This window comes from Pseudoflavonifractor sp. 524-17 (assembly GCF_009935845.1).
Lineage (GTDB): Bacteria > Bacillota > Clostridia > Oscillospirales > Oscillospiraceae > Pseudoflavonifractor_A.
Map to the genome: position 1 here is coordinate 30,649 of NZ_QWEK01000033.1, position 14,238 is coordinate 44,886.

Sequence of the window (14,238 nt, forward strand, 5' to 3'; positions counted from 1 at the left end):
GACCAATGGTCAGGCCAGGGTCAGGGAAAACGATCCCCGGTGCGCTGTATAAAATTTGGAAAAGCGAGCGTGATCCGGATGAAAAAGCAGAACGTATCCGAGGCGGTGATCCGCCGCCTGCCCCGGTATTTTCGCCACCTGACGGAGCTGAATCAGGCGGGTGTGGTACGCATCTCCTCCAGCGCCTTGGGAAAGTCCATGGGACTGACAGCCTCCCAGATCCGGCAGGACCTGTCCTGCTTTGGAGAGTTCGGGCAGCAGGGCTACGGGTATAACATCAACAAGCTGCTCCATGAGATTGGGAATATTCTGGGAATGCAGGCGGGACATACCGCGGTGCTTCTGGGCGCGGGAACTTTAGGGCGGGCGCTCATTGAAAATTTCGACTTTGAATGGAGCGGATTCCACCTTATGGCCGCCTTTGATGTGCGCCCCGAGATGTTAAACCAGACTGTGGCGGGGGTGCCTGTTCTGCACATCGACCAATTAGAGGGCTATCTGAAAGAGCATCCAGCCAGCGTTGGGATTCTGACTGTCCCCAAGTCGGTGGCCGGCGCCATGGCGGACCGTCTGGCGGAGGCCGGGGTAAAGGGCATCTGGAATTTTACGAATATTGAGCTGAATCCAAAAAACGAGGATGTTTTTGTGGAGAATGTCCACTTTTCGGACAGCTTGCAGACATTAAGCTATATGATTTCGGAGGACGTATGAAAAAATTTGGTGTGTTGCTGCTGGTGCTGCTGGCGGTGATTGGCTGCGGTGTGGTCTACGCTGTGGGTGGATCGGCCGCGGACCCGCTGATTACACTGGACTACTATCAAACGGTTTATCAGCCGGGGGTGCTCTCCCAGGCGGAGGATCGGATCCGCGTCAGGACGCAGGAAATTTACGACGGCGTGCTGGAGGGGCTTAACGCCATGCACCAGGCGAATCTGAACGCCCAGGGCGGGACGGAGCTTGGCGGATCGGCCCCGGCGGGGCTGGCGGACCAGCGCTATAAGCAGGGGGACGCACTGTCAATGGATACCGGTTCCACCTTTGTACTGCTGGCGGGGCGGGCAACAGTGCGCTTTCCCAGCGGCACAGTGGTGGATCTGACCGCGGGGAGCACGGCGCCCTCAGGCACGGCGCTGACCCGGTTCCACCGCTATCTGGCGGCAGAGCAGACCACGGCGTCGGTGGTGATTACCTCTGAAACAGCTGTGTTGTCCACCGAGGGTCCCAGCACTCTCGCCGCCAGCCAGACCACCGACTACAACCAGCTGGCCTACGCCCTGAAGCGGATGGGCCTCTTTGCGGGGACAGACACCGGCTACGGGGAGGGCTATGACCTAGAGAATATCCCCACCCGCATTGAAGGGCTTATCATGTTCCTGCGCCTGATTGGGGAGGAGTCCGCCGCCCGGAGCTATACCGGCGCCATGCCCTTTGCGGACGTGCCGGACTGGTGCCGCTGCTATGTTGCCTACGCCTACAGCAAGGGATATACCGCCGGAGTGGGGCAGGATATGCAGGGCAGGGAGTCCTTTGCCCCCCTGCGTCCCATCGGCGCGGGGGAGTACCTCACCTTTGTCATGCGGGCCCTGGGCTACCGGGACAGCGGGGAGAACCCGGACTTTACCTGGCAGAACGTTCTGGCGCGGGCCCGGGAGCTGAATCTTATCACGGCGGGAGAGTACAGCCTCTTTGCCGACGCTACTTTCCTGCGGGCCCATGTGGCGTACTGCTCCTACTTTGCACTGGATCTCCAACAGAAGCAGGGGGGGAGTCTGCTGTCGGCCCTGAGTGCCTCTGGCGCCCTGGACGGAGCGGAGGCCGCCGCTATCCGGTCTCAGGTCACCGTCCAGCGAGTGGCTTAACCATGAAAATTTGAGTATCTCAACGCCCAGGCACCAACCGCCGCCGCCGGCATAGTATGGACTGTGGCCGGACAGAGGGGGAAGACCTGTCTGGAACGGCCGAGAAATCGTCTTAGGAGGTACTCATTATGGGTTGCAATGGAAATTGGGGCGGCGGTCTGTGGCTGATCATCATCATTATTGTGCTCTTTGGCTGCGGCGGCTTTGGCGGCTGCAACAACAATAACTGTGGCTGCAACAACAGCTGCGGCGGCTGCTGACTTACCATAGCCGGAAACCGGCAAAACACGGCGGAGCCAAGCTCCGCCGTGTTTTTATAGCGGGGCGGGCTATTCTGGGCGGGACACTCATTTACAGAAAGTTCACACACTGTTCCCAATCTGTCCATTTTTGAAGAAGAGAAATCTGTTATCCTTATAGCTGTCAGGAAACAGAAGATCAATACTCCTCCTCTCTCTTCCCTCTCTTTATTAATTTGTGTTGTCCCCCGGCAGAGAACTGCCGGGGGACAGGCCTTTTCAGACGCATATTTTATTTGGGGAATGCTGCCTTCGGTTGACAAGGGGCAACACGCCTGCCGGGCCTGTCACCCTCCTGATTCACCCTTGCAATCTGGCGGCAGGTGTGGTATACTGTTCTATACTGTGAGAACAGGTAAACTTTGTCAGAAGGAGTGGGTGAACCCACGTGGACGAACCTCCTTTGCAATTTGTTTTTGGAACAAAAGGACAGCCTTATCCCGTTTTGGGGCGATAGGGCTGTCCTTTGCTGCGTAACCCGATTCTCCCAGGAACTTCCAGACGGCAGTCCCGCCAATACCGATCATTATGAAAAATGGAGTTGATTGTTTCCCTTATGGACAGTGCCAGTATGATGATTGCCGCCCTTCTCTTCCTTGTGGCCATGTCGGCTTATTTCTCCGCCACAGAGACCGCATTTACATCCCTCAACCGCATCCGTCTGAAAAACCGGGCGGAAAACGGCGACCGCAGGGCCGCCAGAACCCTCGCCCTGGCGGAAGACTATGACAAGCTACTCTCCACCATCCTCATTGGAAACAACATCGTCAACAACGTGGCCACGACTATCAGCGCGGTTTTGTTTATCAAGCTTATCGGTGAGGCCCGGGGACCGGCGGTGTCCGCCACGGTGCTCACCGTGGTCATCCTTATCTTTGGTGAGGTCTCCCCCAAGAGCCTAGCCAAGGAGTCCCCCGAGACCTTCGCCATGCTGGCCACCCCCCTGCTGCGCCTCTTTCTGGCGGTGCTCACCCCGGCTAACTTCCTCTTTACCCAGTGGAAGAAGCTGCTCTCTCTGATCTTCCACAGTAAGGATAACGCCGGCATTACGGAGGAGGAGCTGGTCACCATGGTGGACCAGGCGGAGACCGAGGGCGGGCTGGACGAGAACAAGAGCCAGCTCATCCGGGCGGCCATTGAGTTCGACGACCTGGAGGTTCAGGAGATCCTCACCCCCCGGGTGGACATCGTCGCGGTGGAGGACACCGCCTCTTTGGACGAGATTGCCGCCGCCTTCGCTGAGAGCGGCTACTCCCGCCTTCCCGTCTACCATGAGGACATCGACGATATTACCGGCGTCATCCACGAAAAGGATTTCCACGCCGCCCGCTATCACGGACAGAACGATGTGTCCGCCTTTACCAGCACCGTACTCTACACCACCGGCAACACCAAGATTTCCAACCTCCTGCGCATTCTCCAAAAGGCCAAGGCCCACATGGTCATCGTCGTGGACGAGTACGGCGGCACCGAAGGCCTAGTCACATTGGAGGACATCGTGGAAGAGCTGGTGGGCGAGATCTGGGACGAACATGACGAGGTCATTGAGGAATTCAAAAAACAGCCCGACGGCAGCTATCTTATCTCCTGCAATGCCGACCTGCCGGATCTCTTCGACCTGTTCTCCATCCGGGGGGAGTGCAGCGCCAACACCGTGTCCGGCTGGGTGATGGAACAGGTGGGCCGGGTTCCCGAGGAGGGCGACCGCTTCCAGGCGGAGGGTCTGGATGTCACCGTCACCAAGGTGGATCACCGCCGGGTAATGGAGATCCGGGTGGTGGTCCTGGCGCCGGAGGAGGAGCAAAAATAAAGGACGCCGGAAAGCCTCTTTTCCGGCGTCCAAAGGGCGGTTTTGTTTATAACGTACGCAGGAAGGCCAGCAGGCTTTCCCGCTGCTGGGGTGTCATGCGCCGGATGAGGCGCAGCAGCTCCTCCTCTGCTTCTCCCCCGCCCTCGTCGAAAAAATCCCGGAGGGAGATGTCCAGCGCGTCGCACAGCAGGGCCAGGGTGTCTACGGTAGGCCGCTTGCGCCGGTGCTCAATCTCCCGCAGAAAGCTCTGCGAGACCCCCGCCAGATTCGCCAGCCGGTTGGTTGTATAGCCCTTCTCCTCCCGCAGGGCCACCAGACGCCCGCCCACATCCATCTACTTTCCCTCCCCGCTATTTTTATCACTATAGCAGAATTATGGGCAAATAATTACATCTATAGAGCTTTATTCTATTGCTATAGAAATAAAACTGTAGTATAATCAGGCTGTGCCGCTTCGATCGCTATCACTATGGAGAAAATGCGGTTCACCTCCAGGAAGAGAATCCCTATGCAGAAAGGAAGTCGCTATGAAACACACAACCCGTTTCGCTGCCCTGGCCCTGACTGTGGCCGTCACTACAGCCCTGGCCTGTCCCGCCGCCGCCCAGGAGCGCCCCTCCGACCGGCAGCAGTCCGCCCAGGCCGCCATTGAGGCCGCCGCCCAATACGGCGGGGCCGTCAGCATCCAGTACGCGCTGTGGGAGGAGGGGGAGATCACCCTCACCGGCCACGCCGGCACCTTCTCCCGGACGGAAAACCGCGCCCTCACCGACAGCGACCTGTACGGCGTGGGCTCGGTGAGCAAGATCTATACCACCGCCGCCGTGATGCAGCTGGTGGAACAGGGCAAGGTTGATCTGGACCGGCCCGTCACCGCCTATCTCCCCGACTTCACCATGGCGGACCCCCGCTATCAGAATATCACAGTGCGGATGCTTTTAAACCACTCCTCCGGCCTGATGGGGGACTCTACCCGGTCCGCCTTCCTCTTTGACGACTACGACGGCGCAGCCACAGACGAGCTCCTGGCCCGGCTGTCCACCCAGCGGCTGAAGGCGGACCCCGGCGCCTACAGCGTGTACTGCAACGACGGCTTTACCCTGGCGGAGCTGGTGGTGGAGCGGGTGTCCGGCCTGGACTTCTCCGACTACCTAGCCCAGAATATTACCGGCCCCCTGGGTCTGGCGGATACCTACACCCCCGCCGGCGATTTTGACCGGGACCGTCTGGCCCGCATCTACCAGGGAGACGACACTCGGGCTCTGCCTACGGATACTTTGAATATCGTCGGTACCGGCGGCATCTACGCCACTGCCTCCGATCTGGCCCGCTTCGGCGGCGCCCTGTGCGGGGAAGACCTGCTCACCCAGTCCTCTCTGGACGCCATGGCCAACGACGAGGCTGTCCGAGGCCTGTGGGCTCCGGACAGCGAGGACGATATGCTGGGCTACGGCCTGGGCTGGGACAATGTCCACCAGTACCCCTTCCACCACAGCGGCATCCAGGCTCTGGTCAAGGGGGGCGATACCCTCTACTATCACACCGGCCTGGTGGTGCTGCCCCAGTACGATCTGGCGGTGGCAGTGGTGTCCTCCGGCGGAGTGAGCACCTATAACGAGCTGGCCGGCATCCAGATCCTGCTGGACGCCCTGGCGGCCCGGGGCGTCTCTGTCCAGGCTCCCGCCTCCCTGCCGGAGGCCCAGCCCGCCGCCATGCCAGCAGAGCTGTCCTCCATTGCCGGCACCTATGCCGCCCCGGGCAACGTCCTCACTGTCACCGTCCAGGAGACGGGGATTACCATCACTGCCGCCGCCGCTCTGGGGGGCGGCGCCCAGGAGCTGGCCTACTACAGCGACGGCAGCTTCCGGGACAGCGAGCAAACCATGCTTGTCAAATTTGACACCGCGTCCAACGGCCGCACCTATCTCTACCAGTTGGCCTACTCCCAGCTCCCCGGCCTGCCTACATTCGGCACTGCCAACTACGGACTGGAGCGGCTGGAGCCCAACGATCCCGGTTCCGCCGCTGCCCAGGCCTGGACCGCCCGGGGAGAGAGCCTCTACCTCCTGCTGAATGAGAAATACACCTCTCAGATCTATGCTGTGGGACAGTTCGTCACTGCGGTGGGCCTGCTGCCGGAGGCCTCCGGCTATGCCGCTTTCTGCCGCATTGACGACGCCAACACCGCCTCCCAGTATCTCACCCTCCCCGGCACCGGCTCCCGCTCCGGCGGCGACCTGTCCTTCCACACAGAGAACGGCGTGGACTATCTCAGCGTTCGGGACTACCTCTTTATGGACGCCGCCGCGGCTCCGGTGCTCTACACCGGCCCCGGCGCGGCCCTGTCCATTCAGCCAAACGGCTATGCCCGCTGGTGTCAGGTGGGCCAGGCCGGCGGCCAGACCAAAACCATCTCCATCCAGGGCCAGGGCGGCTTCTACGTCTATGACGCCCAGCTGAATCTGACCGCCAGCTCCGTGCTCTACGGCGACGCCTCTGTCACCCTCCCGGAGAACGGCTGGCTGGTCTTCGCCGGTGATGCCGGCACTACATTTTCCCTGAATTAACGAAAGCTCACGTCAAAAATTCCGCCCCCCAGAGCATCAGAACTCTGGGGGGCGGCTGCCTGCTATTTTCCGAATTCTTCCATCGTCTCCAAAACGGATTGGGCCAGGAGGGCCGCGCCCAGGGGGAGGGCGCTGTCGTCTGTCTTGAAGCGCTCGTTGTGCCAGCAGGGATTGCTCTGACCAGGAAAGCCGGTACCCAGCCAGTAGAAGAAGGCCGGTACCTCCCGGCCAAAGACGGCGAAGTCCTCGGAGCCCATATCCCCCCGGGGCTGGACGATGTTCTCCTCCCCCACCACGGCGGCGGCGGCCCGCCGGGCCAGACGCACCATCTCGGGCCGGTTGTCTGTCACGGGGACTTCCGGAACAAAGCGCACCTCACACCCGCACTGGTAGGAGGCCGCGATCCCCTTGGCCAGCGCCTCCAGCCGGTTTTGTGTCTTCTGAATCACCTCATCAGAGTGGGCCCGGATGTCCCCGGTCATGGTGAGGGTCTCGGGGACGAAGTTCTCCGGCGTACCGGCATTGATGGAGAAGACCGCGCACACCAGCGGGTCCTGGGGGTCCGTATTGCGGCTGACAATGGTCTGTATCCCATTTACAATGGCCGCACCCGCCACGATGACATCCACGCACTTGTGGGGTGCACCGCAGTGGCCGGTTACCCCGGTGAGGGTGATAAAAAAGTGGGACTTCCCCGCCATTACCGCGCCGGGGATTACCGCCACCTGTCCTCTGGGTACCTCCGGCCGGGTGTGCAGGCCGAAGAGCTGGGTGGGCTTCTGGGGCAGCCGATCCCACAGACCGCGGCTGAGCATGGCCGCGGCCCCCTGGGTAATCTCCTCCGCCGGCTGGAACAGGAAGGCCACGTTCCCCCGCAGCTCCCCCCGGCGCTGGGCCAGCAGCCGCGCCGCCCCCAGCAGGCAGACAGTATGAAAATCGTGGCCGCAGCCGTGCATCACCCCAGCCTCTTCCGATACCACGCCGTTGTCCGCCGGCTCCTGCTGCTCAATGGCGTCAATGTCCGCCCGCAGAGCCACGGTGGGACCTGGAGCGCCTCCCTCCAGCCAGGCCGCCGCCCCGGTCTCCATACCGGTGTCGATCAGGTGCAGCCCCATGGCCAGAAGCTGATCCTTGATGACCTTTGTGGTGCGGTGCTCCTGAAAGGCCAGCTCCGGGTGGCGGTGAATATCGTCCTTGACCGCCTTCAGCTGGGGATAGAGGGCTTGTGCCGCCTCCAGTATTATTTCATTCATCATTACAGACATCCTTTCTCCGCCGGGACGGCAAGGCCGTGCCTCCGTCCCACCAAAGCTAATATAATCCCTGTCCCCTCTCTTTTCAAGTGGCAAAGCGCCCGAATTTCCTCTCTGGACGTTCCCAAGACCGGGACAGATTTCCCCAGGCGCCGGTCCTGAGCGAATACGGAGACAACCTCTTGCCAAAAACGGTGAGATTGACCGGAAGGCACAAAATATTCCACAAAAATATCTGATTCGGCCTCCATTTTCCCTTGCTATTTTTCACAAACAGGTGTATAATAAGGGCAAGTTCAAGAGAGAAAGGAGTATTCGCTATGATTGTATGGAACAGCGGTGGAACCGATGTAGATGACCTCATCTTTGGCGGCGACGAACAGGTAATTCGAAGCGAGCGATAAGATCAGCGGGCCGGTACACAGAAGTTCCACACCATAATTATTGGTGTGGTTTTTTCGTTTTTACGCAGATATGATAGAGAGGGCGGCTGGAACCCATGATTACGCCAGGACAGCAGAATTGACGGCAAGGCGCCTTGCGCCTTGCCGTTTTATTTTTCTTTCTGAAAAAGCACGCCCGGCTTCAAAAAAACTTAATGAAATCTCTATAGCGGCCCACTCAAAACCGTGGTACACTTACATCACGGAAATCTTTGGAGAAATGGGGCGGCACCTTACATGAAACGCCATAGTCATCTTTGGATCGGTACGCTTTTGCTGACGCTGGCCCTGCTGGCGGGCGGCTTCTGCTTTCTCTGGAAAACCGGCTTTTTTCAAGCGGTCTCCTCTCTGGACGGGATGCGCGCCTATATGGAGCGCTTTGCCCCCTTTTCCCACCTGGTCTTTTTTCTTGTCCAGCTGGCCTCTGTCATCCTGGCCCCCATCCCCAGCAATCTCACTGCACTGGCCGGCGGGGTGCTTTTTGGCGTTTGGGTCTCCTTTTTTCTCACTGCCGCCGCGGTGATCTCCGGCTCGGTACTGGTCTTCACCCTGGCCCGGATTTTGGGGCGCTCTTTTGCCGACCGCTTTGTCAGCAAGCGGCTGTCCGATCGGTATCTGGAAGTCATCCGCCGCAAGCGGGATACCTTTCTCGCTTTGGTCTTCCTCTTCCCCTTCTTTCCCGACGATCTCATCTGCATTCTGGCAGGACTGACCGATATCCCCACCTTCCGCTTTTTTCTCCTGGTCACCCTCACCCGCCCCTGGGGACTGTTGGTGGCCTGCGCCCTGGGCGGCTCCGCCATCTCCATCCCCCTGTGGGGCATGGTGCTCATCGGTCTGGCCGGCCTAGCCATTTTTGGGGTGGCCCTCAAATTCGGCGACAAGTGGGAAAACGCCCTGCTGGAACGCTTTCAGAAATAGGCGCTCTGCCGCCGGTTCCCCCTGCCTCCCCCAGTGCATAGGATAGTTCGATTCCAATCTCTTGGAGGTGATTCTTTTGACGATGCTTGCCACCGTATGTCAGGTCTATTCTGACGCCCTCCTGGTCTGCGATCACGCCACCCACCAGGAAGTCGTGGTCAATACTTCCCAGGCTGCCAGCTTTCAGCCCGGCAATCAGGTCCGCATCCAGTACAGCGGCGCTATGACTCGGAGCATCCCGCCCCAGATCTCCGCTATCTGCATCTGCCTGGTCCGCGCTTGATTTTTGACCTCCCCCAGGACTGCCCCTTTCAGCGGCCCTGGGGGAGTTTTCCATCCTGTCCCCCCGCTCCCATATTCGGTTTGACTCAGGCCGCTGTTCCTCCGCTCCGCACCAAATGCCAGCCAGGTCATAGAATGGTTTGGAAGGAATTCCAACACTCTGTTAGGAGGTACTGCAATGCCTGAAAAAATTCTGCCAGGCCCTGTACAGGATACCGCCTGTATCCGCGAGGCCGTCTGTATTGACACCAGAAAAATCTTTGACAGCTGTAAAGATAAAGACTGCATTGAGGATCTGCGCTTCTATCCCACTCAGGATTCTCAGGCCGCCATCGACCGGGCGCTGAGCGTCAAAGCCGGCAAGGCGGAGCTGCTCTATGTGTACATTGACGTGGAGCCCATCGGCTTCAACCGGGGGTTCTATACGGTGGACGTCCGGTACTACTACCGGGTCACCGCCGATGCCTTTGTAGGCGCGGTGCGGCCAGTGCCCATCTCTGGCCTGTGCGTCTTTGACAAGCGGGTTATCCTCTATGGCAGCGAGAGCACCGCCAAGATCTTCTCCTCTCAGGTAGTCGCTGAGGGCGCAGATATCCAGATCCAGAAGAGCAATGTCCCCACCGCGGTGGTAGAGATAATATATACCAAATAGGGAAAATTTTAGAGAGTTGCTATTTCATCCACCTTTTTCAGGACAATTCGTACGGTTCCCTCTCTATTGACACTAATATGGTCAATAATTTTCCGTAAGTCGAGGTTTGTCACTGTTTCAAGTTGCAAAAACCGCTCTATCTCCTGCATATAAGCCTGTACAAAGGTTTCGCTGCCCTGACGAACCGCAAGTGCCTGTTCATACTGCTTCAGGCTGTAGTCCAATGCCTTCAATTCATCGGCGATACTGGCAGTCTTTTCCTTTAGCTCGCTCATCGTCATCACATCGTTGGCGTACATCTCCTGATACCGTTCCTTTTTTGCAAGCAGGCGCTTCCGTTTCCGCTCAATATCGGCTGTGTTAACCTCCTCTTGCCTGTCCGGACGCCGATTTTCAACAATAGCAAGAACCTCTTTTATAAAAGTATCCTTGTCCTGAATGATAGAAGAAATATACTTCCGAATCTCTTCAAGGAGTCTGTCCTCTTCCAATTTGACCGTGTTGCCGCACCGCTCAGCTGTATACTGATCGTTGGTTACACATTTCCAGTAAACGCGAGTGTTGACATGGGTATAGTGCTTCCGGCAGAAAGACCGCCCGCAATGCTCACACTTGATCAGCGTACTAAACAAATGCTTGCTGCTGTATCTTGCGCCTACAAACGGTGCGCCGCAATCATACTGCGTCCGTCTTTCACTTAACTGCCGCTGTGCTTCCGCAAACATTTCCGGAGAAACAATCTCCCACTCCGGTCTCTCGTGATGGAAGTGCTGCTCTTCTGGGATACGTACCTGTTTGCCTGTCAGATAGTCCTTAATCTCATACTTATTATTAACGTAATGACCGCTATAAATAGGATTCATAAGGACGCGCCGGACGCCTCTTGGATTCCACTCGCAGTCAAACTTTGTCCTGTAACCCAGGTTGTTCAGCGTCATGCTGATGGTACGGCAACCCAATCCCTTTTCTGTATACAGGCGGAAGATTTCTCGAACTACCTTGGCCTCTTTATGGTTAATCGCAAGGGTAAAATTATCAATGCGATCGTAGCCAAAAATCCGCTGCGGCACTCGCCCTTTCTGAGCATTGATCTTTTTTCCAAACTTGACACGTTTGCTAAGATTTGCGCTCTCTTCCTGCGCCATTGCGCCAAACATAGTAAGGACAAATTCGGATTCACCCAAACTATCCATATTCGCGGTCAGAAATAACGTGTTTACACCAAGGCTTTTCAAGGCACGGATACTTTGCAGAAAATCGACCGTATTTCTTGCCAAACGGGAAACGTCTTTGACAACGACCATGTCGAACAGACCAAGCTTAGCGTCCCTCATAAGCCGAACAAACTCATCGCGTTTTTTCAGGCTGGTTCCAGAAATGCCTTCATCCGCATACAGGCGGACCAATTCATGGCCATTTCTGACTGCATATTCCTCGAAAAATTCCTTCTGATGCCCCAAGCTGTCCATTTGCTCTTCTTTTTCAGTTGATACGCGGCAATAAGCTGCTATCTTCATTTGTTGGTTGCTCCTTTCTTCCAACCAACCTATAATCCATCGATAGTATACCATACAAAATAACAAAGATAAAGTGATTGAATATATTTACCTTCGGTATTCATGGATTTAGGTTGTCGTTTCTACTTTTCCTTCTATGTCGAGCGCAAAAACTTTCTCCGCAGCTATCTTTTGCAGCACTTTACGCAGAGCCTCTGCTGTATTGGGGTCTTCGAATACGTATACCACAGTGGTCTTTTTCAAGTAAAGAACACCTCCCAGTTTATAACCTATCTATATGTTTTGATTGCTTACAAATATCCTACAGACGCAAAGAACCCCGCAGGCCTATTTTGAAGACCTGCGGGATTTCCGTTTTTATTTACTGCCTGCCTTTCCAATAGCCTCCATAAGCTTGTCATAACCAAACATGGCCGCATATGAAACCATAAAGCCCAGCACGACTGCTGCGGCGCCCATATACCATGCCACCGTGATTGCTTTGAGCTGACAATAGGCGAAGAACACCGTCAGTGTGAGCGTCATTGAGACGATAACCGCCAAAATGTTTGTCGGCAGTCTATCCCATGTCAACTTCTTGAGCACCTGGACCACGATATTGGTCAACACTACCAGTACACCGACGATGTTGATAACCGCGGACCAGTTCAGAATACTTTCCATACATGATTCCTCCTTATACTACGCAACTCTATCGGGCGGATTTGAGTCACATTTATCCGGCCATACATTGTTCTTGCTGAGATTTTCCACGGCGGCTTTGACAGCATATACCAACACTACGCCAATAATTTCGGTGAGCGCCACCTGTGAGAGGCTCTCGGCGATCTGCTCTCTGCCTAGCCACGCCAAGATGTAGCTGCACCACACCCAGGCAAGGCCATTAAGCAGACAGACCCATACGATGACCTTCATAGTAGTCGCTTTTCTCTTTCCAGCAAAAATATCCGTGTTCTCTTCTGTTTCAGTATTCCACATATTTCTCCCCTTCCTACTCCTGCCCCGCTTCAGCTTCGTCCTTTGCGCGGCTCTCCTGGAGGAAGTCCCGCTTCTTCAGACGTTCCCTATAGACCTCCCGGATGTTCTCAATGGCAAGGACCGCCCGGTTATTGGGGTAATCGGGGTGCTCTTCACAATACCGCTCATAATCGTCGATTTTAGCCAGTACCTCGACAAACTCCTCTTTCGTATGATCAATGGGGCGAAGCAGTTCGTTATTAAAGTGCAGGATTTGAACTCGACGGCTGTCGGCGGTGCGGCGATCATCCATATCGATATGATGATCCAACTTCGCTTCAATACCGCCCAATCTATGGGATATGTCGGCGTTGACCGCTTTGCCAACGGCCTTGGCAAACGCCGACCAGGGGGTTATTTTAATAGGGGCGATCTGCACCAGCGTCATAAGAACCAGAAGCAGACCACCCCCGCCAGCTAAAAGCTCTTGGATGTTCAAGATTCACTCCTCCTGTCACATTACTTGCTGTCTGGTGTTCTGATTAACTTCTCCGCTTCTTCCTCCGTCAGCCGCCCAGCGGCCACTAGAGCCTCCAGACGGGACTTGTCCCATAGACGGGGATAGTAAGCTGCCGCCATCTCAAATATCTTCATGGAATCACATCCTTTCTCTTTACATTGTTGGTGATATGTTGTATCATTGGATCAAGAGGTGATTATATTGGCCAAAAAGCTTGGAGAAAAAGATTACCGGGAGCATCTACGAGATCAAATTTGCTTCCTACAGTCGTCTGCTAAGTCTTATGACCTTGGAACAGAAATCGAAGCAAAGCGTATGGCTGTTTCTCTGCGAGTTCTTTTATATGACACAAAAGATTCTTCATCTTTGCTGGGGCAGATGCAACTTAAAAAGAAAATGAAGTTTATAAGTACAGCCCAAAAATATGACTCAGCAAATTTATTATCGCAACAATGCCTGTTATCAATGACTATTGGTCCCAGTGGTGGACGATATAATCCACTATTTGAAAATAACAACCACTGCAAACTCATATCTTGTCGAGAATGGGGTTATGAGGTTGTATTTTGTGATACGTATAGAAAACTATATCGCCGGAAAGACCTTATTCAGCTTTTAGCGAATATGGATGGCGGTGCGCATGTTGATGCGGAACTTTCAGATAATTATTCAGGACTCAAAACGAACAGCTTAACCGGCTGGGTCATCCGATCGGAAGATGGCACAGATAAGGGAATGGAAAACGACCCAGTCTATGCATCTATGCGACAAATGACATTCGAAGTTTTGCAGTCTCTTTATAGAATCAAGCAGCCATTATTCTCTGAGAAATATTTCTAACCGCTCTAGCAGGTAGGAAATATCCTCCTTTGCGTACGCAATAAACCTCGCATCAGCGGCCATAGTTTCCCGAACGGTATGACTCAGATTATCATAGCTAGTCTGCGCAATGTACTGCCCGTTTTCAGTCACAACAACAGGACTATCATCCCCGAAATATTCATCATTAGCTTGCCATACTTTCCAGGCTCCAGGCGTAGTTGCTTGGAGCCTTTCTTTTATCTCCAAAACTCTCTGCCCACTCACAAACTCACCCCCTGCATGGCCGCCAGGAAGTCAATATCCGCCCTCAGCCGCTCCGTCTCACTGGGCGGGGGC

Annotated in this window: 18 protein-coding genes; 9 read left to right on the forward strand and 9 right to left on the reverse strand. The window is 55.8% G+C overall.

All coding sequences use genetic code 11. The annotated features are described in order from the left end of the window. Positions 1–78: 78 nt before the first annotated feature. The 4 genes from D1159_RS12515 to D1159_RS12525 all read left to right on the forward strand — a co-directional run bounded on the left by D1159_RS12515 (position 79) and on the right by D1159_RS12525 (position 3,968). Entirely contained in the window at positions 79–711 is a 633-nt protein-coding gene (locus D1159_RS12515; RefSeq protein ID WP_161846015.1) for a redox-sensing transcriptional repressor Rex, read from the forward strand. Next, a complete protein-coding gene (locus D1159_RS12520) occupies positions 708–1,859 on the forward strand; it encodes a hypothetical protein (RefSeq protein WP_161845999.1) in 1,152 nt (383 codons plus the stop codon). Before D1159_RS12515 ends, D1159_RS12520 begins: the two co-directional genes overlap by 4 nt. A gap of 128 nt (positions 1,860–1,987) precedes the next feature. After that, a complete protein-coding gene (locus tag D1159_RS20060) occupies positions 1,988–2,119 on the forward strand; it encodes a hypothetical protein (protein WP_279280060.1) in 132 nt (43 codons plus the stop codon). A 595-nt stretch (positions 2,120–2,714) separates the two neighbouring features. Further along, positions 2,715–3,968 carry a hemolysin family protein gene (locus D1159_RS12525; RefSeq protein WP_161846000.1) on the forward strand — a complete coding sequence of 418 codons (1,254 nt, stop codon included), beginning with the start codon at positions 2,715–2,717 and terminating at the stop codon, positions 3,966–3,968. Positions 3,969–4,014: 46 nt separating this feature from the next. Here the strand turns inward: D1159_RS12525 and D1159_RS12530 are convergent, their stop codons facing one another. Continuing rightward, complete coding sequence (locus D1159_RS12530; RefSeq protein WP_161846001.1) at positions 4,015–4,302, reverse strand: helix-turn-helix transcriptional regulator; 288 nt, start codon at positions 4,300–4,302, stop codon at positions 4,015–4,017. A 193-nt stretch (positions 4,303–4,495) separates the two neighbouring features. Between D1159_RS12530 and D1159_RS12535 the strand changes: the two genes are divergently transcribed. After that, positions 4,496–6,535 (forward strand): serine hydrolase domain-containing protein, encoded by a 2,040-nt coding sequence (locus D1159_RS12535; protein WP_161846002.1) that lies wholly within the window; start codon positions 4,496–4,498, stop codon positions 6,533–6,535. Positions 6,536–6,597: 62 nt separating this feature from the next. On the opposite strand, the gene D1159_RS12540 is transcribed toward D1159_RS12535, so the two are convergent. Then, positions 6,598–7,791 carry a M20 family metallopeptidase gene (locus D1159_RS12540; RefSeq protein WP_161846003.1) on the reverse strand — a complete coding sequence of 398 codons (1,194 nt, stop codon included), beginning with the start codon at positions 7,789–7,791 and terminating at the stop codon, positions 6,598–6,600. Between the two features lie 677 nt (positions 7,792–8,468). Here D1159_RS12540 and D1159_RS12545 point away from each other — a divergent pair. The 3 genes from D1159_RS12545 (at position 8,469) to D1159_RS12555 (ending at position 10,086) form a co-directional block, all read left to right on the forward strand. After that, entirely contained in the window at positions 8,469–9,152 is a 684-nt protein-coding gene (locus D1159_RS12545) for a VTT domain-containing protein (protein ID WP_161846004.1), read from the forward strand. A gap of 76 nt (positions 9,153–9,228) precedes the next feature. Then, complete coding sequence (locus D1159_RS12550; protein WP_161846005.1) at positions 9,229–9,435, forward strand: hypothetical protein; 207 nt, start codon at positions 9,229–9,231, stop codon at positions 9,433–9,435. 177 nt (positions 9,436–9,612) lie between these two features. Continuing rightward, positions 9,613–10,086, forward strand: coding sequence for a hypothetical protein (locus D1159_RS12555; protein ID WP_243152269.1), 474 nt, complete (start codon positions 9,613–9,615; stop codon positions 10,084–10,086). Between the two features lie 8 nt (positions 10,087–10,094). Here D1159_RS12555 and D1159_RS12560 read toward each other — a convergent pair whose 3' ends face one another. The 6 genes from D1159_RS12560 to D1159_RS12580 all read right to left on the reverse strand — a co-directional run bounded on the left by D1159_RS12560 (position 10,095) and on the right by D1159_RS12580 (position 13,214). Further along, positions 10,095–11,603, reverse strand: coding sequence for a recombinase family protein (locus D1159_RS12560; RefSeq protein ID WP_161846006.1), 1,509 nt, complete (start codon positions 11,601–11,603; stop codon positions 10,095–10,097). 108 nt (positions 11,604–11,711) lie between these two features. Next, entirely contained in the window at positions 11,712–11,846 is a 135-nt protein-coding gene (locus tag D1159_RS20065) for a hypothetical protein (RefSeq protein ID WP_279280062.1), read from the reverse strand. Positions 11,847–11,960: 114 nt separating this feature from the next. After that, positions 11,961–12,266, reverse strand: coding sequence for a hypothetical protein (locus D1159_RS12565; protein WP_161846007.1), 306 nt, complete (start codon positions 12,264–12,266; stop codon positions 11,961–11,963). A gap of 18 nt (positions 12,267–12,284) precedes the next feature. Then, positions 12,285–12,581 carry a hypothetical protein gene (locus D1159_RS12570; protein ID WP_161846008.1) on the reverse strand — a complete coding sequence of 99 codons (297 nt, stop codon included), beginning with the start codon at positions 12,579–12,581 and terminating at the stop codon, positions 12,285–12,287. A gap of 13 nt (positions 12,582–12,594) precedes the next feature. Further along, positions 12,595–13,059, reverse strand: coding sequence for a hypothetical protein (locus D1159_RS12575; protein WP_161846009.1), 465 nt, complete (start codon positions 13,057–13,059; stop codon positions 12,595–12,597). Between the two features lie 20 nt (positions 13,060–13,079). Continuing rightward, a complete protein-coding gene (locus D1159_RS12580) occupies positions 13,080–13,214 on the reverse strand; it encodes an XkdX family protein (RefSeq protein ID WP_161846010.1) in 135 nt (44 codons plus the stop codon). A 67-nt stretch (positions 13,215–13,281) separates the two neighbouring features. On the opposite strand from D1159_RS12580, the gene D1159_RS12585 reads away from it, so the two are divergent. Then, the gene (locus tag D1159_RS12585; RefSeq protein ID WP_161846011.1) at positions 13,282–13,920 is read left to right on the forward strand and encodes a hypothetical protein; all 639 of its coding nucleotides are present in this window, start codon (positions 13,282–13,284) and stop codon (positions 13,918–13,920) included. Here D1159_RS12585 and D1159_RS12590 read toward each other — a convergent pair. Beyond that, the gene (locus tag D1159_RS12590; protein WP_161846012.1) at positions 13,897–14,166 is read right to left on the reverse strand and encodes a hypothetical protein; all 270 of its coding nucleotides are present in this window, start codon (positions 14,164–14,166) and stop codon (positions 13,897–13,899) included. The two genes, D1159_RS12585 and D1159_RS12590, sit on opposite strands and share 24 nt — an antisense overlap. Positions 14,167–14,238: the final 72 nt, after the last annotated feature.